This window comes from Nocardia sp. NPDC059229, from assembly GCF_042754165.1.
Taxonomy (GTDB): Bacteria; Actinomycetota; Actinomycetes; order Mycobacteriales; family Mycobacteriaceae; genus Nocardia.
In genome coordinates this window covers 160,292-181,429 of the sequence record NZ_JBHZAK010000016.1, presented here as the reverse complement: position 1 = coordinate 181,429, position 21,138 = coordinate 160,292, and the positions used below count along the sequence as shown (strand labels likewise).

Annotated in this window: 15 protein-coding genes; 4 read left to right on the top strand and 11 right to left on the bottom strand. The window is 69.2% G+C overall.

The genetic code is table 11. The features are described from left to right. Window positions 1-70 precede the first annotated feature (70 nt). The 9 genes from ACFXHE_RS31620 to ACFXHE_RS31580 all read right to left on the bottom strand — a co-directional run bounded on the left by ACFXHE_RS31620 (window position 71) and on the right by ACFXHE_RS31580 (window position 11,527). Window positions 71-877 (bottom strand): hypothetical protein, encoded by an 807-nt coding sequence (locus ACFXHE_RS31620; RefSeq protein WP_379388128.1) that lies wholly within the window; start codon window positions 875-877, stop codon window positions 71-73. A 205-nt stretch (window positions 878-1,082) separates the two neighbouring features. Then, window positions 1,083-2,441 (bottom strand): wax ester/triacylglycerol synthase family O-acyltransferase, encoded by a 1,359-nt coding sequence (locus tag ACFXHE_RS31615; protein ID WP_379388126.1) that lies wholly within the window; start codon window positions 2,439-2,441, stop codon window positions 1,083-1,085. A 20-nt stretch (window positions 2,442-2,461) separates the two neighbouring features. Then, entirely contained in the window at window positions 2,462-3,364 is a 903-nt protein-coding gene (locus tag ACFXHE_RS31610; protein ID WP_379388125.1) for a universal stress protein, read from the bottom strand. Window positions 3,365-3,394: 30 nt separating this feature from the next. Next, window positions 3,395-3,982 (bottom strand): hypothetical protein, encoded by a 588-nt coding sequence (locus tag ACFXHE_RS31605; RefSeq protein WP_379388123.1) that lies wholly within the window; start codon window positions 3,980-3,982, stop codon window positions 3,395-3,397. Between the two features lie 80 nt (window positions 3,983-4,062). Further along, window positions 4,063-5,772 (bottom strand): SulP family inorganic anion transporter, encoded by a 1,710-nt coding sequence (locus ACFXHE_RS31600; RefSeq protein ID WP_379388121.1) that lies wholly within the window; start codon window positions 5,770-5,772, stop codon window positions 4,063-4,065. Between the two features lie 22 nt (window positions 5,773-5,794). After that, a complete protein-coding gene (locus ACFXHE_RS31595) occupies window positions 5,795-6,229 on the bottom strand; it encodes a hypothetical protein (RefSeq protein ID WP_379388120.1) in 435 nt (144 codons plus the stop codon). Window positions 6,230-6,513: 284 nt separating this feature from the next. After that, a complete protein-coding gene (locus ACFXHE_RS31590; protein ID WP_379388118.1) occupies window positions 6,514-7,425 on the bottom strand; it encodes a ketopantoate reductase family protein in 912 nt (303 codons plus the stop codon). 803 nt (window positions 7,426-8,228) lie between these two features. Continuing rightward, window positions 8,229-10,592, bottom strand: a complete 2,364-nt coding sequence (locus tag ACFXHE_RS31585) for a phosphoketolase (protein ID WP_379388116.1) — start codon at window positions 10,590-10,592, stop codon at window positions 8,229-8,231. Next, window positions 10,589-11,527 (bottom strand): universal stress protein, encoded by a 939-nt coding sequence (locus ACFXHE_RS31580; RefSeq protein WP_379388114.1) that lies wholly within the window; start codon window positions 11,525-11,527, stop codon window positions 10,589-10,591. Before ACFXHE_RS31580 ends, ACFXHE_RS31585 begins: the two co-directional genes overlap by 4 nt. A gap of 228 nt (window positions 11,528-11,755) precedes the next feature. Here ACFXHE_RS31580 and ACFXHE_RS31575 point away from each other — a divergent pair, with 228 nt between their 5' ends. Then, the gene (locus ACFXHE_RS31575; RefSeq protein ID WP_379388112.1) at window positions 11,756-11,962 is read left to right on the top strand and encodes a hypothetical protein; all 207 of its coding nucleotides are present in this window, start codon (window positions 11,756-11,758) and stop codon (window positions 11,960-11,962) included. Here ACFXHE_RS31575 and otsB read toward each other — a convergent pair. Continuing rightward, on the bottom strand, window positions 11,943-15,935 hold the full coding sequence (gene otsB / locus ACFXHE_RS31570; RefSeq protein ID WP_379388206.1) for a trehalose-phosphatase: 3,993 nt from the start codon (window positions 15,933-15,935) through the stop codon (window positions 11,943-11,945). The genes ACFXHE_RS31575 and otsB overlap by 20 nt on opposite strands. A gap of 118 nt (window positions 15,936-16,053) precedes the next feature. Here otsB and ACFXHE_RS31565 point away from each other — a divergent pair, with 118 nt between their 5' ends. The 3 genes from ACFXHE_RS31565 (at window position 16,054) to mgtA (ending at window position 20,647) form a co-directional block, all read left to right on the top strand. Then, window positions 16,054-17,073: an Acg family FMN-binding oxidoreductase gene (locus ACFXHE_RS31565; protein ID WP_379388110.1), complete on the top strand. Its 1,020-nt coding sequence runs from the start codon at window positions 16,054-16,056 to the stop codon at window positions 17,071-17,073. A 53-nt stretch (window positions 17,074-17,126) separates the two neighbouring features. Next, window positions 17,127-17,774 (top strand): response regulator, encoded by a 648-nt coding sequence (locus ACFXHE_RS31560; RefSeq protein ID WP_379388108.1) that lies wholly within the window; start codon window positions 17,127-17,129, stop codon window positions 17,772-17,774. 209 nt (window positions 17,775-17,983) lie between these two features. Beyond that, window positions 17,984-20,647 carry a magnesium-translocating P-type ATPase gene (gene mgtA, locus ACFXHE_RS31555; RefSeq protein ID WP_379388106.1) on the top strand — a complete coding sequence of 888 codons (2,664 nt, stop codon included), beginning with the start codon at window positions 17,984-17,986 and terminating at the stop codon, window positions 20,645-20,647. Window positions 20,648-20,652: 5 nt separating this feature from the next. On the opposite strand, the gene ACFXHE_RS31550 is transcribed toward mgtA, so the two are convergent. After that, a complete protein-coding gene (locus ACFXHE_RS31550; RefSeq protein WP_379388104.1) occupies window positions 20,653-21,093 on the bottom strand; it encodes a pyridoxamine 5'-phosphate oxidase family protein in 441 nt (146 codons plus the stop codon). Window positions 21,094-21,138: the final 45 nt, after the last annotated feature.

The window sequence follows — 21,138 nt, the reverse complement described above, 5'->3', positions numbered from 1 at the left end:
GTTCATGTCGTTCTCCTGTTCGGAACAAAGGGTCAAGCATGGTCTCGAGGGGGGAATCCGTTACGGGGCTTCAGGATCGGCGCTCCGTAGGCGGCGTCCGGCGATGTCCGTCGGCCAATACCTGGGTCAGGAAGGCACCGGTCACCCACGCCATGGCGGCGGCCATGGCCGCACCGCCCAGCGCACCGATGGCAGCGGTGAGAATCAGCGGCTGACCCGGCTGCCACAGCGGCGGCGCCACCACCGTGAAGGCGATGAGCCCACCGATCCATGCCACCGCGTTGGCCAGGATCCACAGTGCGGACCGATCACTGAAGCGGCGCAACACCGTCCACTGCGCGACGCCGATCGAGGACACCACGATCAGCGAGCCCGAAACGGCCACCGGAACCTGTGCCCACGTGGGCCACGCGCCGAATCGTTCGCCGTAGAGCATGGGCAGCACCCCGATCGACCACGCCGCGACCGCCCCGGCCGAGGTGACCGCCATCCATTCGCGAATTCGCAAGCAGGACAACAGTGTTCGCAACACCCGGGCCTGGAAGTACCCGAGGACAGCGCCTTCGACGGCCCCCGCAGTCAGCATGACGGCGGCAACCGCCGCCCCACTCGAGTGTGCGATGAGCGCACCGGCGAGTGCCGGCGCGAGGAACCCGAGGAATTCTCCGGCCGTCACCATGGCGAACCACCGTGCGCGCACCTCGCGCGCCCCGCGCGCCGCGGGCACCGCCGACGCGGGCGCCGTTGGCTCGGGCGCCGTTGGCTCGACAACCGCGCCGGAATGCCGTGTCCTGTACTCCTCCAGCGCATGTCGCAGTGTGTTCGGCAGCCGCACGACCGCCGCCCCGATGCCGTGGCCCCCGTACTCGGTAACCATTGTGTCCTCCGTCCGCGAGCGCGTCGATCCGCCCGCCGATCCGATCGTCCGCCGCGACCGGGCTACGCAGACAGAAGCCGAAGTCCCACGCCCGACGGCCTTTCGCCGCTGCCGGTCCATCGCCGGCGGCACCGTGGGCGGGACCTTGGTCCCGCGGGCAGCGGGACCTCTGGCTGTCCGACGGTGGCCCCCGAACACAGCAGGCCTACCCGGCCGGACGCTGCGAGCGGGCTCGCACCGCGGTGAGCAGTTCGGCTATGGCGCTGTGGATTCCGTCGGCGAGCACCTCGAGGTCCGGGGTGGAGTCGTAGTCGCCGGTAATGCCGAAGGTGAGCTGATCACCGTAGCTCAGGATTGCGATGCCGGTGCGCAGGCGCATGGCGATGGGAATTGCCGGTATCAGCTCCAGGACCTCGCGACCCAGCATGGTGAGGGTGCGGCGCGGGCCCGGGACGTTGGTCGCCACGGCCGTCACGCCGCGCTGCGGCAGATGCGACCACAGCCGCATGCCCCAGGCGACCGGAGCGAACGGGAGCCGGCCGGCGAGGGCGAGCAGCGACTTCTCGGCTTGCGCGGCCCCGCCCGACTTGTGCCGGGCCATCCGACGGTGAATGGCGGTGAGTCGTTCGACCGGGTCGTCCAGGTGCAGGGGCAGCAGGGACAGGACCGCCGAGATCCGGTTGTCGAGAAACGATTTCGCGTCGGCAGCCCGCATCGACACCGGGACCAGAATCCGCACGCTGTTCCCGGTGGGTTCTTCCCCGCGCCCGAGCAGGACAGCTCGGTACGCCGATGTCACCGCGGCCAGCACGACGTCGTTGACCGTCGCGTCGAAGCCGTGGCCGATCTCCCGGATCTCGCTGAGCGAGGCTCGGGCGATCGCATAGCGCCGTTGCCTGCCGATCGGACCGTTGAGCGAGGAGGCCGCGGGCGTGGAGACGAGAGCCGCTGCCACCGGGGCCAGGCTGCGGACCAGGCTCAGCGCATACCGTGGCACCTCGACCGGCAACCGGAGCCCGGTGACCGCCCAGTCGAACCAGTTCCTGCCTTCGGCGGCATCGGTGTCCGGCTCCGGCTCCTGCCGGCTCTCCGCTTCCGTTTCATCACAGAAGCTTTCGAACAGATTCACGCCGGAGACACCGTCGACCAGACTGTGGTGCGCCTTCACGATCACGGCCCAGCGCCCGCCCGCGAGGTGGTCGATGACGACGCACTCCCACATCGGATGATCGCGGTCCAGGCGCTCCACCAGCTCACCGGCGACGAATTCACGCAAGGCGGGCTCGTCGGCAGGCGCGGGCAGCGCGCTCCATCGGAGATGGTGGGCGAGATCGAAATTCGGGTCGTCCTCCCATACCGGTACGGCCAGGTCCAGTGGCGCACGCCGGACACGCTGCCGCAGGCGGTCGTTGGCCGAGACCCGCCCGGCCAGCGCCGCCGTGAATTCCGCACGATCGGGAGGCACACCGGCCAGGATCGCGACAGCGGCGATACCGAGGCTGATATGCCGGTCGGAGTCCTCCAGTTCGATGAATCCCGCGTCCAGCGGCTGTAATTCGGTCATGACCGACACCTGATCTTCGATTACGCGCGCACGATGATCGTCGGGGTCTCGACGTTGTGCAACACGGTGGAACTGGTGGAACCGAGCAGCATGCCCGTGAAGCCGCCGCGGCCGCGGCTGCCGATCACGACCAATTGCGCGTGCTCGGATTCCTGGAGCAGAGCCTGAGCCGGGCGTTCCGTCACCAGCATGCGACGGACCGGCACGTCGGGATAGCGTTCGCCGAACCCGGCGAGCCGCTCGGAGAGCAGTTCGTTCTCCTGCGCACGCAGCGGCTCCCAGCCGATCAGCGGCACGTATGAGCCGAGAACGTCGGTCCAGGCGTGTAGCGCGGTCACCCCGACCTTGCGCACCGAGGCCTCCTGGAACGCGAATTCCACTGCGGGCACGCTGTGGGGTGAGCCGTCGATGCCGACCAGCACCGGCTTCTCCGCCGACAGCGGATCGGCCGCCGCGGTCGCGTGGATCACCGCTACCGGGCAGTGCGCGTGCCGGGTGACCGCGTCGGCCACCGAGCCGAGTAGTCCGCGCCGGATCGCGCCCAGTCCGCGGCTGCCCACGGCGATCGCACGCGCGTGCCGGGACTGGTCGAGGAGATAGCCGATGATGGGTTCGCGAATTACCTCGGTCGTGATCGGCACGGCCGCACCCGTCGCCGCGGCGCGCACCACACGGCCGGCTTCGCCGACGATTCGCTGACCGTCCCGGTCCAGCAGCTCCAGGTCGGTGTCTCCGAGCAACTCGCCCGGGATTTCGCCGATGGGCAGCGAGATGGAGGTGACGAGGTGCAGTCCGCAGCCGTGCAGGTCCGCGGCCACCGCGGCCCACACCGCCGCCCGGTACGAGGTCGCCGAGCCGTCGACGGCGGCGATGATGATGCGCGACATCGGTTGCCCGGCAACAGAACTGGGGTCGGCGCTCATGATCGGTATCCTCCCGGTGGTCGGTGGTGACTATGTGCCGATGGGACGGCCGAGCCCGCGCAGCTCCGCCTCCCAGCGCGCGTCACGCAGGCGTTCCAGCCCCTGCGTGACGCACCAGAGCAGCGCGAGTGCTCCGAATCCGGCTCCCACGAGCAGCGCGACACCGGTGCCGACGCCGTCCCACATCGCCATCTCGGGTTGCCGCGGCGGGTCGGTGACCAGGCCGTCGGGCCCGAGCCAGATCTGCACCGTGTCACCGGCCTTCGTATCGCGCCGGATCTCGATCGTTCCGGTCGCGAGGCTCCCGTCGTGTTGCCACTGCACGTGTGACTCGAAACGCGCCGACTGCGCGGGACCGGCCGGCTGGACTTCCTTCGGCGCGGTCAGCACCGTCGCGTGGACCGTGGTCTTCGAAGCGTTCGCGACACCGATGTGGGCGGCGCTGCGGGTGTACGTCTCGGTGCCTACCGCGGCGGCGACCGGCACGGCCAGCAGCAGCAGGACGACCACCAGCACACGCAGCGCCGACTCCCAGCGGTCGGATGTCCGCATGAGCGGATTCGTGTTCCACGGCCGCATCCGCCACACCCGCCACGGCAGTGAGCAATTGTGTGACATGGCCTCGCACCTCGTCCCTGGAGTTTCTTGTGTGCCCGTTCAGCATCTCGCGTCCAGGGCCGCTCGGTGACGGCCGAAAGTCACCGATCCGCCGGTCCGAGGTCGCCGGTCTGGTGCCGATAGGCCGCCAGCGCCGTCGGCAGCGTCGGGAACAGGCGATCGGCGCCGATCCGGGCGGTGAGCCCGGCCGCGTCGAGCGCCGCGCGCAGATCCTTCTTGACCCTCGCCATCGCGAAAACCACTCCACGGGAGGCCAATTCGGTACGGAGCTGGTCGACGGCGTCCAGTGCGGTCAGATCGACCTCGACATTGGCCTCGGCATTGAGGACGAACCAGCGGACCGGGACCGCCGCGGCGGCGGTATCGACGGCCGCCAGCGCGCGGCGGCGGAAGTCCTCGGCGTTGGCGAAGCACAGAGGCGCGTCGTACCGGTAGACCACCAGTCCGGGCACGGTCGTCGCCGCCGGGTAGTCGTCGATGTCGTGCATGCCGGCCAGACCGGTGACGAAGCCCTGGATCGCATCGTGGGCGCGGGCCACCCGGCGCAGCAGGTCCAGGATCGACAGGCCGACGGCGATGAGGATCCCGTACAGGACGCCGACCGCCAGCACCGCGAGGGCCGTGCTGAGCGCGAGCACCAGCTCGCTGCGACGGAATCGCGCCAGGCGACGGAACTCCCGCAGGTCGATCAGCCGCAGCGCGGCGTAGATGACCAACGCCCCCAGCGCGGCGGCCGGGAACGCGGCGAGCACGGTCCGTCCCCAGAACAAGACGGCGAGCACCGTCAGCAGCACCCCTACCGCGTACAGCTGGGTGCGCGCACCCGCGGCGTCGGCGATGCTCGTGCGGCTGCCACTGCAACTGACCGGGAATCCCTGCGAGACACCGGCGCTCAGATTGGTCGCGCCCATGGCGAGCAGTTCGCGATTCGCGTCGACGTCCACGCCGTGCCGGGCCGCGAACGCGCGGGCGGTCAGGACCATGTCGGAGAATCCGACCAGGGCGATACCGACCGCGGGCAGCAGCAGTTTCGCCAGGTCCGCAGTCGCGACGTGCGGTATGCCCGGAACCGGTAGCCCGGACGGGATCTCACCCACCACGCGAATCCCGTGTTCCCGCAGCGAGAACACCGCAACCACCGCTGTCGCGCCCAGCACCGCCACCAGCGGCCCCGGCAGCCGCGGCGCCCGCCACGCCGCCAGCAACAGCACGGCCAGGGTGCCGCCGGCCAGACACACGGTAGGCCAATGCAATTCGTCGACATGCGCCGCGAAGGACCGCAGCTGATCGGGGATGGACTCCCCGGTCACGCTCACCCGGCTGACCCGGCCGAGCTGGCCCACGATCATGATTCCTGCCGTCCCGGCCAGGTAGCCGACCAGTACCGGCTTCGACAGCAGGTCGGCCAGCACCCCCAGCCGGGTCATCGCGCCGGCCACACAACAGGCTCCGACCAGCAGCGCGAGCGCTGCGGCCAAGGCCGCGTAGCGGGTGGAGTCACCCGCGGCCAGCGGCGCCAGCGCCACCGCCGTCATGAGCGCGGTCGTCGATTCCGGCCCGACCGACAGCAGCCGTGAGGTCCCCAGCACCATATAGACGGCCAGCGGGCCGAGCACCGCCCACAGACCCGCGATCGGCGCCAGACCGGCCACCGTCGCATACGCCATCACCTGCGGAATCAGATAGGCCGCCACGGTGACTCCGGCCACGGCGTCGGTCCGCAGCCAGCCGCGCCGGTAACCCCGGAACTGTCGGGTCCCGGGCAGCCACCGACCTGTGGCGTCACCCATCAGAGCACCGTAGCGTGCGAAGTCATCGCATCGCGCTGTCCAGGACGAGCACGCCGGCGCTGAGGAGGGCGATCGCCTTCAGGACTTCGAGGGCGACGTAGGCATAGTGGCTGCGCGAACGCGGCCCCTCGTGGCCCGCCAGCACCGCGTCGCTGCGCCGGGTCAGCCGGGGACGCACGAAGGCCAGCTGCAGGACCAGGGCGCCGATCGCGACGGTGAGGGCACCGGTCGTGGCCATACCGGGGGGATCGGCCCAGACGGCGGTGAGGATGAGGATGGCGAGCAGGGATTCGACACCGTTGAGGGCACGGAAGACCAGGCGGCCGATACCGAGTCCGATGGCGAGCGTGACATTCGGGGCGCGGAACTTCAGTGGCGCCTCGATGAATGAGATGGCCAGCACCATACCCAGCCAGAGGAAGACGGCGGCGGTGATGAAGGCGCGGGCGGTGGTCATGGGATCGGTCCTCTCCGGTCGGCATTCCCGAGCCTGGCGCAGCCACCGGCAGGCTCAGCAGAGTCGACAGGTCGTACTCGAGATGACCATTGCCCCTAGGTGTACTCACCTGTGAGACACGAAGACCGCCGAAAGTGATGTGCTCGCTTGGAAGCTCGCACTTCACTCGGAGGTCTTAGCCAGGTCAGCTCGCCACGCCGTCCCCAAAGTCAATGGTCAGTACAGCCGGTATCGAACTCCCCATCCGGTGCCTCGTTGCAGTCGGCCCAACTCGACTCTGGGGGCTATCTGCCCGCATACACGAAGGTGTCCAGGTCGGGAGCGGCACCCGAAGGCAGCAGGAACCGGACATCGGTTCGGAGGGCGGCGATCTCGGTGTCACGGGTGGCCCGGGCATGGGGTGCGAGGGCGACGGTGCCCAGCGGGCCGCGCAGGAGCCGACTCCAGTAGCGGGCGGCGAATTCGGTCGGAGTCCTGGTGAACAGGAAGACCAGAGCAGCCGGGGCGACGGCGATCCCGCGGCGGCGCAGGGCGCGAATGCCGCTGCGGGTCGCCCGGACGAAATCGTGCATGACGGCGCGATCGTGAGCGAGCGTCGGAGCATCGTAGTTCGCGCGATCGAGCGCGGCGCAGACGGTGGTGACGAACAGGGCATGGGTAGCCAGCCAGTCGGCCATGTGGTCGGTCCATGCGACGGTGAACCCTGCCCCGGTAAGCAGTTCGGCAGTTGCGCGCTCCGCGCCGCCTCGGCGCTCGAGAGTCGTCGGCTGCTGCCGGATCTGCAGGTAGGTGACGCTCTCATCGGAGTTGAGATAGCCGCCGACACCGGGGAATCCAGCGATCAGTCGCTCGGCCCCGATCCGCTCGCGCAGTGTGTCGACGCCGAGCGGGTTGTTGCAGAGTGGGACGACGTGGTCACAGTGCACGCGCGTGACGAGATCCAGTGCGGCGTCGATCTGATCGCGTCGCACCGTGACGAAGGCGGTGTCGTAGTGCGCTCGTGGTGCCTGGAGCACCGAGATCTGCTGGGTGGTCGATCGGCCGTTGGTGTGCAACGTCAAGGCACCGGCCGCGAGGTTCGACAGCGTCCTTCCCCGCGCCAGGAGATCGACGTCGCTGCCGGCGGCGGCAAGTCGCGCAGCATAGATGCGGCCGATCACTCCCGCGCCGACTACCAGTACCTTCGCTCCGGCCATGCCCGAGTATCCCATCGCCGCATGCCGACATCCCCGCCTTGCCGGGCGGTGCCGCCCCTCGGATCACTTCGGCACAGGGCCTAGGCCGACCGTGACAGGCACACCGACATCCTGCGCGTTCCCGACGAGCGCCACCCGGATCGACTGGCGGCCATCGAGTTCCGGGCGCGGAGCAATCCCCGGCGAGCATCCGCACCCTGGCCCGTGGCCGGGCCGCCCCGGCACCGCTGCATCGGCGAAACCGCTGACCTCCAGCAACTCCCCCTGGCGCCGGTTGGGGCCGACGCCCGGGGCAGGCGGCAAACCGACCGCACCCGGGCGTCGACCTTGACGTCGTCACCGGGATCGTTGCAGGCAATCCGCGGGACAACCGTGAGCCGCTGCGAAGGGGGTGAGCGGCTCACGTCTCCTCGATCCTCTCCGCGTGACACGACTCGGGATCGAAAACTCCTGCTGTAGTGGATGATTGGAACCCTATCGAGCGCGCCGCCGATATCCACCAGGCTGGCCGCCGATTAGGGGGTGATATGTGTTACTCCAATTAACATGCCTGATCAGCGCATTCGCATGAGTCACCAGACAATCCCCATACGGGAGATTACAAGACCAAGCGACCAGCCAAAACGGACGAAACAGACTGGGCAACTGATCAGTAACCTAGTACGCCACCCAACCGTGTCGCAGTATGCAGACACCGAGCATGCGGCGGGCGGACGCTTTGGACCGCACCCCCGCACATGCCCCGCGTCCCGCTGCACCTCTCCCTTGCCAATGGCGCGATTCGGTGCAGCGGGCGGCCCGGGCTAGACGGGCCAGCGCCAGTCGGCGATCTCCGGTGGATCGATGCCGTAGCGGCGGGCGTAGGCGTCGGCGGCCTCACGGCGGGCTGTGAGCTCTTCGGTGTGCGGTGCGAGCTGTTCGGACAGGCGCGGCACCTCGGCGAGGGCGGCGGCCGCCAGGGTGAAGCGGTCGATGCCGTTCATGGCGCACATGCTGAAAGGTGTTGTGGTGGTGCCGTTGTCGGTGAATCCGTGGACGTGCATGACGTCGTGGCCGGGTCGGCGGTAGGCGATGCGGTGGATGAGCCAGGGGTAGCCGTGGAAGGCGAAGATCACCGGCGCGTCGGTGAAGACGAAGCGGTATTCCTCGTCCGAGATGCCGTGCGGATGGCGATCCGGCGGGAACAGGCGGGCCAGGTCCACCACGTTGACAACGCGGACAGCCAAGTCCGGCACCAGCTCTCGCAGCAGCGCCGCGGCGGCCAGGGCTTCCTGGGTGGGGACGTCCCCGGCACAGGCGAGCACGACCTCGGCGGGACGATCGGAATCCGAACTCGCCCAATGCCACACACCCAGACCCTGCTCGCAGTGCAGCCGCGCCGCCTCGTCGTCGAGGTATTGCAGCGCGGGCTGCTTCCCGGCGACCACGACATTCACCCGGCCGCGGCTGCGCAGGCAGTGGTCGAAAACGTGCAGCAGGCAGTTGGCGTCCGGCGGCAGGTACACCCGGCTGACCTCGGGCCGCTTGCTGAGCACATGGTCGATGAAGCCGGGATCCTGATGCGACGCCCCGTTGTGATCCTGCCGCCACACGTGCGAGGTGATCAGGTAGTTCAGGCTGGGAATTGGCTCGCGCCAAGGGAATTCCGCCGCCATGTGCAGCCATTTGGCGTGCTGTACCACCATCGAGTCGATGATGTGCGCGAAGGCCTCGTAAGTGGAGAACACACCGTGCCTGCCGGTCAGCAGATAGCCCTCCAGCCAGCCCTGGCACAGATGCTCTGACAGCACCTCGAAGACGCGGCCGTCCGGGGACAGCCGATCATCGCCCGCGATCCGCCTGCCGCGCCAGCGCCGGCCGGTGACCTCGAGCACGGCATCCAGACGATTGGAGGTGTGCTCGTCCGGCGAGAAGAACAGCAAATTGTGCGGATTCTCGACCAGCGCGTCGCGCAGATACCCGCCCAGCACCCGCGTCGCCTCCGCCGATTCGGTTCCGGGAGCGGGGAATTCGAGGGCGTAATCGGTCGGGCACGGCAGCTGCAGGTCGACGCTGTCATGACCGTGGGCGGCGCGATTGGCGCTCATCTGCAGATGCTCGGGATGCAGGCGCGCGATCCGGTCCACCGGACGGCCCTCGTCGTCGAAGAGCTCCTCGGGCCGATAGGACCGTAACCAGTCCTCCAGTTGCGCAAGGCGTTCCGGATTCTCGCGCACGCCCGGCAATGGCACCTGGTGCGCGCGGAAGGTGCCCTCCACGTGCACGCCGTCCACCATCGCCGGACCGGTCCACCCCTTCGGAGTCGACAACACGATCATCGGCCGGCAGGGGTCGCGCGGACCCAGGCCGCGCTCGGCGAACTCGCGAATCTCCCGGATCCGCTCCATCGCCTCGTCGAGCACGGTCGCATACCGGTCGTGGACCTCGGCCGGATTGTCGCCGTCTACATACATCGGCTCCCAGCCCTGCGCGCTGAGCATGGCGTCGAGCTCGCCGCGCGGCATGCGCGCCAGCAGCGTCGGATTCGCGATCTTGTAGCCGTTGAGGTGCAGGATCGGCAGTACGGTGCCGTCGATGACGCGGTCCAGGAACAGCGACCCGTGCCAGCTGGTGGCCAGGGCCGCGGTTTCGGCCTCGCCGTCACCGATCATGCACGCCACCACCAGATTCGGATTGTCCAGCGCCGCGCCGGTGGCATGGGCGAGCGAATAGCCCAGTTCGCCACCCTCGTGGATGGAACCCGGCAGATGCGGTGAGGCATGGCTGGGGACACCGCCCGGGAAGGAGAACTGCCGGAACAGTTCTCGCATCCCGGCCAGGTTCTGGCCGACCTCCGGGTGCCTCAGCGAATAGGTGCCCTCGAGCCAGGTCGCTGCGGTGAGCGCCGCGGCACCGTGCCCGGGGCCCAGGACGAACAGCATCTGCTGCCCGGTCCGCATGATGACCCGATTGAGGTGGGCGTAGGTCAGGGTCACCCCGGGCACGGTTCCCCAGTGGCCGATCAGCCGCTGCTTGATGTGCTCGGGCCGCAGCTTCTCGGTGAGCAGCGGGTTGTCCATGAGGTAGATCTGCCCGGCGGCCAGATAGTTGGCAGCCCGCCACCACGCGTCCAGATCGATCAGATCGTCCCGGATTCCGGTTCCGGCGCCGGGCATGGTCATCGTCATCGCTTCGTCTCCTCGTCATCGGCGTGCACGACCATCACCGGGCAGTGCGCGTGCTGCACCAGGGATTGGGTGGTGGATCCGAGCAGCATTCCCAGGAATCCCCCACGACCGCGGTTGCCGACCACGACCAGCTGCGCGGTCTTCGACAGCTCCCCCAGCCGCCCGGCGGGCCCGGAGGCGAACACCTCGCGGGTCACCTCGACATCCGGATACTTCTCCTGCCAGCCGGCCAGCCGCTCGGCCAGGACGGCCTCCTCGATGCCGGCCAGCTCCGCGGTCACCACCGGGATCACCGCGTCGGCGAATTGCCCTGTGTCCCAATCGCTGAAGACGTGGACGGCGACCAGTCCCACCTCCCGTTCGGAGGCTTCGGCGAACGCCGCGCCGATCGCGGCCTCGCTCACGCGGCTGCCGTCCACGCCGACCACGACCGGACCCGAGCCGCGAACGGCATTGGCCGCGTCGGGATCCGGCCGCACCACGACCACCGCGCCCCGGGCGTGACTGGTCACCGAGAACAGGGTGGATCCCAGATGCGAGAGCGTGCCGGCCGTCCCGGTCGCTCCGATTACCACCGTGAAGGCGGACTCGCTGAGATCGATCAGCACCTGGGCGGGACTGTCGGTCGACACCGCGGACGTGACCGTCAGTTCCGGCTCGTAGTCGCCGGCGGCCAGCCGGGCCCGGGCGATGGCCGCCGCACCGGCGGCCTTGACGGCCTCGGCCAGCGACGGCGCCGCCACCGAGTAGGGACCGACGCCACGGCTGACCGCCACCAGATCCAGGCCGTGGACGATGTGCAGTCGCCGCTGCCGCTGTGCGGCGTAGTTCGCGGCCCAGTGCACCGCCCGCGCCGAACCTTCCGAATTGTCCACGCCGACCACGACGGGCGCCGAGGCCAGCCGATGCGGATCGTCGAGTTCCTGGTGTGTCATCCTGACCTCCGGGGTGAGGTGAAATCGTCGGCGCCCGGGGAGGGGCTCGTACTCTCACGGTAGAAATGGGACCTGACCGCCCTCTGCAGGCGATCGTCCTCGGAGTGAGGACCAAAGACCTCTGCGCGGCGACGGGCTGAGCGGCCTGGGGGCTTCGGCCGTTGGTCCCACCGGTGTCGGGAACATCGGCCCTGCTGATTCGCGCGAGCCGCGACAAAACTTGCTGCCATGAATCCTCCCGCAACACCGCATGCCGTGGCGACCGTGGCCCTGGTCCTCGGCGCGGCGATGGTGGTCGCGGTTCCCGCCGCGACCGAATACATCTCCCTCTGGGCTCAGCTGTACGGCGCGGTGCTGGTGTATCTCGCGCTCATCGAATACCTGGCCGTCGCGATCGGGCTGGCGCGATGGGGCGTCAGTCAGCTGCGGTCGTGAGCGGATCCGGATCGGACGCCTTGCGGCTCACCGGCATTCGGATCGTCGCCCCCGCCGGCAGCAGCTCGGTGAACCCGTCGTAATGGATCTCCACCGGGTCCGCCACGCCCGGATCGGCGGCGACCTCCAGAGCGGAGGCGCTGACCATGATCGCGAGCCGGTGCCCGCGGTAGACGATCGAGAAGCGCAGCTCCCCCAGCTCGTCGGGCCAGCAGGGGTTGAAGATGAGGCGATCGGCCCGGATCTCCATTCCGGTGAAGCACCGCTGGACCAGGTCGATGGTTCCGGCCATGGCGCCGAGGTGGATTCCCTCCTGCGTGGTCCCGCCCTGGATATCGGCGATATCGGAGTCCAGCACCCGGTCGAAGAACTCCATCGCCCGCGCCCGGTGCGCGCGGGCCAGCACCCAGGCGTGGACCAGCGCGCTCAGCGTCGAACCATGCGACGTGCGGGCCAGGTAGTAGTCGATCGTCCGCGGAATCATCTCCCCGGGAAGGTCATAGCCGAGGTGTCCGAGCACCTCCCGCAATTCGTCGGCGGAGAACAGATAGAACAGCATCAGGACATCGGCCTGTTTGCCGGCCCGGTAGCGGTTGACGTCGTCGCCCTCGGCCTCGAGGATGCGATCGAGCCGCTGGATCTCGCCGTAGCGCTGCCGGTAGCCGTCCCAATCCAGTTCGGCCAGTTGCTCGTAACCGTCGAACTGGCTGATGACCTCGTCGTGGAACGGCACATACATCCGCCGCCCGACATGCTCCCACCGCGTCAGTTCCACCGGTGAGACCCGCAGCGATTCGAGCAGTTCCGCCCGTGCACGGGGCGTCAGCCGTTCCAGCGCGTCGCGCGCCCGCAGCAACGTCCACACCGCCATCACATTCGTGTAGGCGTTGTCGTCAACGCCGGATCCCGGCGCGCTCGGCGAACCGGTGTGGAATTCGTCGGGCCCGATGACCCCGCGCAGGTGATACCGGTCGTGGCGTGGGTCGTAGTCGGCCAGGCTCGCCCAGTACCGGGCGATCTCCACCATGAGCTCGGCGCCGTAGTCGGTGAGGAATTCGAGGTCGCCGGTCGACTGGAAGTACTGCCAGACGTTGTAGGCGATGGCACTGCCGATATGGTGGGCGCGCGGGCTCGGATCCGGATTCCAATGCCCCGACAGCGGATTCAGATGCATGAGCTGGCTTTCCTCACGGCCGTCGGAGGCGGACTGCCACGGGAACATCGCCCCGGACAACCCGGCGGCCGCCGCCGCGCGCCGCGCCTCCGGCAACCGCCGGTATCGGTATCGCAGCAGACCGCGTGCGAGTCGCGGGAAGCGAGGACTCAGAACCGGATGCACGAACAGCTCGTCCCAGAAGACGTGCCCCCGATATGCCTCGCCGTGCAAACCCCGCGCGGGGACCCCCACGTCCAGATCGGCGGTGTGTGGCGAGAGCGTCTGCACCAGATGCAGCAGGTGCAACCGGATCACCCGGGTCGCGTGCTCACCGCCGCCCAGATCGATTCGGAGCCGATCCCAGAGATGTTCCCAGGCGGCCGTGTGCGATTCGAGCAGGTCCGCGAACCGGCCGGCACTGCGCAGTGCGCGCGCGGCCTCGTCGTCCGGGGCCGAGACCGCGTGGTCGCGGCCGGTGACCACGGCCGCGATCTTCTCCAGCACGACCGTGTCACCCTCGGTCATCGCGACGCCGTGGTCGTGCCCGATCGACCCGTCGCTCTCGACGAGTTCTGTGGCGGGACACAGCTTCACACTCTCTCGGTGCAGCGTGCCACGCGCCGCGGTCGCAACCGGAATCCGGGATTGCCCGGTGCGCACCACCACCAGCACCGATTCAGGTGACAGCTCCCGCGCCGAGACCCGCTCGAGGTGATCCTCCGACAGGTCCCGATACCGCGCCACCAGACTGTTTCTCACCGCGCCGTCCACCGTCGAGCGGAAGACCACTGTCCCCGACCAGTTCTCGGCGGTCACCGCGGTCTCGAGCGCGCACAGGTGCGGCGCGTGCATGGCCGCGAACCGCCGCTGTCGCACCGCGGTGATGCGACCGATGCCGTCCCGGAAGCGGAAGTGCCGCAGCAGGACTGCCCGGCGCAGATCGAATTCCTGTCGATAGGACAGCAATTCGACGGTGTCGATATCGAGCCAGTCGCCGTCGCCGATCCGGAACGTGACCGGTAGCCAGTTCGGTAGGTTCACCAGGCTCTCGTTGTCGACCGTGCGCCCTGAGATCTGATCGAAGAGCCGGTTGTAGATGCCGGCGACATAGGTACCCGGGTAGTGGTGCTCCCCTGCCGCGCACTCCGGCGCGGCCCCGCGGGTGGCGAGGTATCCGTTTCCGACGGTGCACAGCGCCTCCCGCAGCCGCTCGTGCGCCGGGTCGTACCCCTCGAAGGCGAACACCCACGAATCTGACACGGCCCCAGCGGATTCGGCGGCCAGCAGGACGGCCAGATCGTCGAGGAAGGAGGGCACGCCCTCGGGTCCGGGCAGCGCGAAGCGCGCGGCGGTCCGCCGGTCGCCGTTCTCGTCGTGCCGGACCACGATCGAGACGCCCTCGGCCTCCACGGCGTCGAAGGCGTCCTCGTCGGTGAGGTCGTCGCCGACGTAGATCGGCAACATGGGCGTGACGAGATGGCCGAGGATCCACTGCAGCGCAGTGCCCTTGTCCCAGTCCATGTCCGGCCGCAGTTCAACCACTTTGCGTCCGCCCGTCACGCGCAGGCCGCGCTGGTGCGCCTGCGCGTGCACGGCGGCCGTCACCGCGCCGACGTGTTCCGGGGCGACCCGCCGATAGTGCACGGCGACCGCGAAGCGCTTGTGCTCCACCAGGATCCCCTCGATCGCGCTCAACGACCGCGCCAGCTCTTCCGCTGCTGCCGCCAGCGCCCGTTCCGCGCCCGGAGCGGCATCGTGCACGTACGTCGTGCCGTCCGGGGCCTGCAATTCGAAGCCGTGACACCCGCCGTACCAGAGTCCGGCGACACCGACCCGATCGTGCAGATCCTCCAGCTCACGCCCGCTGACAATGGCGACCGGGCACTGCGCCGCGAGCCGCGTCAGCGCCGCCGCGCCGCCCTCCACCAGGGTCGCGGCCGCCGGATCGGGGACGATGGCCGACAGCGTGCCGTCGAAATCGAGCAGGACGCAGGCCTTTTCGGTGTCGAGCAGATCACCGAGCCGCCCCGCGGCCGCCTCCGGCACCTCCGACATCCGCCGGAAACCATTGCGCAGCCGCACCCGATCGAGGTCCGGCACCACCACATCAGCCCCGCGCTCGGCCAGCCGATCGCCGTGCCCGCCCCGGTCGACGCCGATCACCAGACCGAATCCGCCGGCCCGGCCCGCCGCGACACCGGCCTCCGCGTCCTCGACGACGACCGTCCGCTCCGGCTCCGCGCCCAGCCGGCGCGCGGCCTCGCGCAGCATCGCCGGGTCGGGCTTGCCCGCCAGGCCCAGCTCGGCCGCCACGATGCCGTCCACCCGCACCGCGAACAGGTCTCCGATACCGGCGGCCCGCAGCACGTCGGCGCAGTTGCGGCTGGCGGAGAACACCGCGACACCGATACCCGCCGTCTGCAGGCGCCGCACCAGGGCCACGGTGGAGTCGAACGCGGGGACGCCGTCGCGGGCGAGCCGTTCGAGGAACAACCGGTCCTTCCGGTTGCCGAGTGCGCACACCGTTCCCGCGTCCTCGGCGTCAGCGGGATCGCCTTCGGGCAGAGAAATACCGCGTGCGGCAAGGAAATCGGACACTCCCCGGTAGCGCGGTTCACCGTCCACCCACCGCAGGTAGTCGTCGTCGGTGAAGGGCGACAGGTTCTCGCCCGGGGCCGGCATCCGATGCGCGAGGAAGTCGTCGAACATCTCCTTCCAGGCCGCCGCGTGGACGCGGGCGCTGTCGGTCACCACACCGTCCATATCGAAGATCACCGCGTCATGGCGCCGCGCGTCGATCAGCGGCGCGGGCTGCATGTTGTCGTCCACGGCTTCAGCGTGCGTGCGTCCGGGCGCCGGGCCAAGGGTCCTGTAGCACCGTAACGAGGACCAACGGCCCCTGTAGCGCACACGCCACCCGTCCTAGCGTGAGTCCATGAGCCAACTACCCAGCGGCGACACGATCGAGCAGGCAGTACGGCTGGCCGGTCGCGCGCCCTCCCTGCACAACAGCCAGCCGTGGCGCTGGGTCTTCGACGGCGATGCCCTGCACCTGTTCTCGGTACCATCGCGCATGCTGCCTGCCACCGACCAGTCCGGGCGGCAGATGATGATCAGCTGTGGCCTCGCGCTGGGGCATCTGCGCGCCGCGCTGGCCGCGGCCGGGTGGCAGACGCAGGTCACGTACTTCCCGAACCCCAACCGGCACGATCAGCCGGCGACGGTGACCTTCGAGCCGGCGCGGATCGTGACCGACGCCGACCGGGATCGGGCCGCCGCCATCACGGTTCGCTACACCGACCGGCTCCCTTTCTCCGCACCGGCGGACTGGCGCGAATTCGAACCGGTGCTGCCGGTCATCGTCGACCCCTTCGACGCGGTGATCACCGTGCTGCCGCCCGAGGCCCGCACCGAGCTCGCCCGCGCTTCACGGCTGACCGCGGCGATACGCCGCTACGATTCCGGCTATCAAGCCGAATTGCAGTGGTGGACAGGGCATTCACTCCCCGCGGAGGGCATCCCGCCGACGGCCCGGGTGTCCGCGGCGGAGCGCGAGCGGGTCGATCTGAGCCGCGTACTCCCGGCCGTCGACGAGGAGCCGCGCCGGACCGAGATCGAGGACGATCGGTCCGTGGTTCTCGTCGTGTCCAGCGGCAACAGCTCCGCGGAACTGCTGCGCTGCGGTGAGGCGCTGTCCACCATCCTGCTCGAATGCACGGTCGCGGGCTATGCGACCTGCCCGATCACCCACGTCACCGAAGTGCCGCAGAGCCGAGCGGTCATCCGCGAGCTCACCGGCCGTGTGGAGCAGCCCCAGGTGCTGGTGCGGGTCGGCACGGTTCCCGCCTCCGACCGGCAGCCGCCCCATACCCCACGGCTGCCCCTCGAACAGATCCTGGAGATCACCGCTCCCGCCACCCCCGGCGGCCCAGCTCCGTCCGGCCATCCCCGATAATCCGCCCGGAGAACTATGTTCGACTACGACGACCTACAGATTGGGAACCGGCCATGATCAAGGTTTTTCTTGTTGACGATCACGAGATCGTTCGCCGGGGACTCGTCGACCTGCTCGAGAGCGACCCAGAACTCACCGTCATCGGTGAAGCCTCCGATGTGGCCCAGGCCCTGGCCAGAATCCCGGCGTTGAAACCGGATGTCGCGGTCCTCGATGTCCGGCTGCCGGATGGGAACGGCATCGAACTCTGCCGTGATCTGCTCTCGCGCGTCGATGCGTTGCGCTGCCTCATCCTCACCTCGTTCACCGACGAGCAGGCCATGATGGACGCGATCCTCGCCGGAGCCAGCGGTTACGTGGTCAAGGACATCAAGGGCATGGAGTTGGCGAAGGCCATCAAGGAGGTCGGCGCCGGCCGCTCGCTGCTGGACAACCGCGCCGCCGCGGCACTGATGGATCGGCTGCGCCGCAGCACCCAGTCCGACGGCCCGCTGGCCGGGCTCACCGACCAGGAGCGCAAACTTCTCGACCTGCTCGGCGACGGGCTGACCAACCGGCAGATCGCCGAACGCATGTTCCTCGCGGAGAAGACGGTCAAGAACTACGTCTCGCGGCTGCTCGCCAAGCTCGGCATGGAGCGGCGCACCCAGGCCGCGGTCTACGCGTCCAAGCTGCGTGGCGACCATCCGCGTCCGCAATAGCGCGAACCTCGCTCCCCCCGCCGCGTCTTCGGCCGAAGGCGCGGCGATCGTGCGTTCCCGCATCCGCCCATACCGGCCCGACAGGCCCACGCCCGAGGCCGGGGCTATCCAACGGCGGCGGCAAGTCCTCGGTTGCAAGGTCTTTGGTCCCCTCCCCGGATGCGAGCAGGCCCTATCGGCCCGGCCCGGACAGCGGAACCCTCGACTGTATGCACGTCCACACGCTGTCCTCGGCCACGAATCGCACGCTGCCGCACACGGTTCGGGCCGTACCCGCCACGGACGCGGCGGCGCGGCCCGCCGACCGGATTCTGACCGCACTGGCCACCGGCGACGAAGGGCTGACCGAATCCGAATACGCCGGACGGGCACGCCTTTTCGGGCCGAACGCCATCCAGGCTCATCGCGCACGCATCGTGCCGGTCATCGCGCGGCAATTGCGCTCGCCGCTCCTGCTGCTGCTCGCCGTGACCGCCCTGGTGTCGTTCTTCCTCGGCGAGCGCAGCGATGCGGTGGTCATCGGGGTGATCGTGGCGATGTCCGTCGGCCTGGGCACCGTCAACGAATTCCGTGCCGAGCAGGCGGCGGCCGCACTGCACGAGCGCATCCGGCATCGAGTCGTGGTGACGCGTGCCGGACAGGCACGATCGGTCGACCTCGCGGAGCTGGTACCGGGCGACATCGTCCAGCTGCGGCCCGGCGAGCTGGTGCCCGCGGATATGCGGCTGTTGTCCGTGACCGGACTGCAGTGCGATGAATCGGTACTGACCGGCGAGTCGGAACCGGTGATCAAATCGACCGACCCGGTAGCGGCGGGAAGCCCGGTGTCCGAGCTGGCCTGCTGCGCACTCATGGGCACGGTGGTCGCCGCCGGGACCGGCCGTGGCGTCGTGACCGCGACTGGTGGCGACACCGAATTCGGGCGTATCGCCGTCGGTTTGGCGCGCCGGGAGCCCGAGACCGAGTTCCAGGCCGGGCTGCGCCGGTTCTCGATGCTCCTGGTGCGCGTCGCCGCCGTTCTGACGATCGGCATCTTCGGGGTGAACCTGGTGTTGCACCGGCCGCTGCTGGACGCGCTGATGTTCTCGCTGGCGATCGCGGTCGGCATTTCCCCGCAACTGCTGCCGGCGGTGGTGTCGACCAGCCTGGCGGCCGGGTCACGAATCCTGGCGCAGCGCAAGGTACTGGTGAAGCGGCTGGTCTGCATCGAGGATCTCGGCGACATCGAAGTGTTGTTCACCGACAAGACCGGCACATTGACCGAGGGACGGATCGAATTCATGCGCGCGGTCACCGCCGAACCGGACACCGGCGGCGATGTCATCGAGCTGGGCATGGCCTGCACCGACGGCGTGATCCAGAACGGCCGGCTCGCCGGCGGTGACGCGCTCGACACGGCACTGTGGGCCGCGCCGCTCGCACCGCGAGACGGCGCCGAGCGGCACACCCGGCTCGCCACACTGCCTTTCGATCATCGGCGGCGCATGGTCTCGGTCCTGGTCGATGCACCGGACACCGGGGGAACGATCATTACGAAGGGAGCACCCGAAGCCGTCCTCGCCTGCTGCGAGAACGTGCCGGATGCGGCCACCCGGGCGCTCGGCACCGAGTTCGCGGCCGGGCACCGCGTGGTCGCCGTCGCGACCCGTCCGGCGCCCGGGCGGACGTCGCTGACGGCCGCCGACGAGACCGGTCTGCGACTGGCCGGGTTCCTCGTGTTCCTCGACCCGCCGAAAGCCTCTGCGCGCGAGGCGATCAGCCGCCTGGCCACACTCGGCGTCGCGGTCAAGGTCATCACCGGCGATCATCCGACAGTGGCCGCGCGGGTCTGCGAACAGCTGGGCCTACCGGCGGGCGAGACCCTGTCGGGCGCCGACCTCGACCGGCTCACCGACGCCGAGCTCACCGGGAAGTTGGCCACCACAACAGTTTTCGCCCGCATCGATCCCGAGCAGAAGGCGCGCATCGTTCGCGCGCAGCGGTCGCTCGGCGTCGATGTCGCGTTCCTCGGCGACGGCGTCAACGACGCGCTCGCCCTGCACGCCGCCGATGTCGGAATCTCCGTGGACGCCGCCACCGACGTCGCCAAGGACGCCGCCGACGTCGTGCTGCTCGAGAAGGACCTGCAGGTCCTGGCGGACGGCGTCACCCAGGGCCGGCGCGTGTTCGCCAACACCATGAAGTATGTCTTGATGGGCACGTCCAGCAATTTCGGCAATATGTTCAGCGCGGCGGGCGCTTCCGCGTTCCTGCCGTTCCTGCCCATGCTGCCCTCGCAGATCCTGCTCAACAATCTGCTCTATGACTCCAGCCAGCTCGCCATCCCCACCGACACCGTCGACGAGGAGCAGCTGGCCCGGCCCGCGCGCTGGGACATCGGGCTGATCCGGCGATTCATGCTGGTGTTCGGTCCCATCAGCTCGGTGTTCGACTTCGCGACCTTCGGCATCATGCTGTGGGTCTTCCACGCGGGCGAAGCCCTCTTCCACACCGCCTGGTTCGTCGAATCGCTTGCCACCCAGACCCTGGTGCTGTTCGTGATCCGCACCCGCAGAACGCCCTTCTTCCGCAGCCACCCGAGCGTCGCCCTGCTCACCGCCGCGCTGGCCGCGGTGGGAATCGGCGCACTGCTGCCCCTGACGCCGCTGGCCGCCACGCTCGGCTTCCAGCCGCTGCCCGGCGCCTTCTTCGTCGCGCTGCTCGCCATGATCGTCGTGTACCTGGCGCTGGCGGAAACCGCGAAGCACTGGTTCTTCCGGACACCCCCCGCCGTCCCGGCCGCCCGCGATCGCCGGCCCGATCATCGATTGCGCCGTCGCGCTGCGCGTTTCGCCACCGGAACGCCTTCGGCGGCGGGCGCTTCCGCGTCCTGAACCCGCTAAACCGCCTGCTTCGCCACGAGCCGCACTCCGGTCACCAGCGTCGGCTCGATGGCGACGATGGTGTCCATCTCCCCGTCGACCCATGGCTGCAGCAGGCGCTCGTAGCGTGCGACCCGTTCCGGATCCGTCACGGTGCGGGCGATCCCCGTCACCACCACCGACCATCCCAGCCCCGCGACGGGGTCGATGTCGTCGGCCTCGTACGCCACCACCACATTCGAATCCGCGCGCACGGACGATGTCAGCCGAGACGTGAGCAGGGTCCGCACGACGATGATCTCGCCCTCGTCGACCAGATGGTTCACCGGCCGCACAGCGGGCAACGCGTCGCGCGTGAAGACGACCCTCCCGAACGGGACACCGGCCAGCAGCCGCAGCGCTTCCACACGCCCCAGACTCACGGTGGCGCGCGGAGCGAACTGATACCCACGGTTCAACTGCAAACCCTTTCTCACCTGATCCCGGCACTGCATCTCCTCGAT

Excerpts from the sequence above, each read along its gene's own strand:
- ACFXHE_RS31615 (WP_379388126.1), bottom strand. The coding sequence starts at position 2,441 with ATGACCGAATTACAGCCGCTGGACGCGGGATTCATCGAACTGGAGGAC.
- ACFXHE_RS31605 (WP_379388123.1), bottom strand. The coding sequence starts at position 3,982 with ATGTCACACAATTGCTCACTGCCGTGGCGGGTGTGGCGGATGCGGCCG.
- ACFXHE_RS31600 (WP_379388121.1), bottom strand. The coding sequence starts at position 5,772 with ATGGGTGACGCCACAGGTCGGTGGCTGCCCGGGACCCGACAGTTCCGG.
- mgtA (WP_379388106.1), top strand. The coding sequence starts at position 17,984 with ATGCACGTCCACACGCTGTCCTCGGCCACGAATCGCACGCTGCCGCAC.
- ACFXHE_RS31560 (WP_379388108.1), top strand. The coding sequence starts at position 17,127 with ATGATCAAGGTTTTTCTTGTTGACGATCACGAGATCGTTCGCCGGGGA.
- ACFXHE_RS31620 (WP_379388128.1), bottom strand. The coding sequence starts at position 877 with ATGGTTACCGAGTACGGGGGCCACGGCATCGGGGCGGCGGTCGTGCGG.
- ACFXHE_RS31580 (WP_379388114.1), bottom strand. The coding sequence starts at position 11,527 with ATGACACACCAGGAACTCGACGATCCGCATCGGCTGGCCTCGGCGCCC.
- ACFXHE_RS31590 (WP_379388118.1), bottom strand. The coding sequence starts at position 7,425 with ATGGCCGGAGCGAAGGTACTGGTAGTCGGCGCGGGAGTGATCGGCCGC.
- ACFXHE_RS31610 (WP_379388125.1), bottom strand. The coding sequence starts at position 3,364 with ATGAGCGCCGACCCCAGTTCTGTTGCCGGGCAACCGATGTCGCGCATC.
- otsB (WP_379388206.1), bottom strand. The coding sequence starts at position 15,935 with ATGCAGCCCGCGCCGCTGATCGACGCGCGGCGCCATGACGCGGTGATC.
- ACFXHE_RS31595 (WP_379388120.1), bottom strand. The coding sequence starts at position 6,229 with ATGACCACCGCCCGCGCCTTCATCACCGCCGCCGTCTTCCTCTGGCTG.
- ACFXHE_RS31575 (WP_379388112.1), top strand. The coding sequence starts at position 11,756 with ATGAATCCTCCCGCAACACCGCATGCCGTGGCGACCGTGGCCCTGGTC.
- ACFXHE_RS31585 (WP_379388116.1), bottom strand. The coding sequence starts at position 10,592 with ATGACGATGACCATGCCCGGCGCCGGAACCGGAATCCGGGACGATCTG.
- ACFXHE_RS31565 (WP_379388110.1), top strand. The coding sequence starts at position 16,054 with ATGAGCCAACTACCCAGCGGCGACACGATCGAGCAGGCAGTACGGCTG.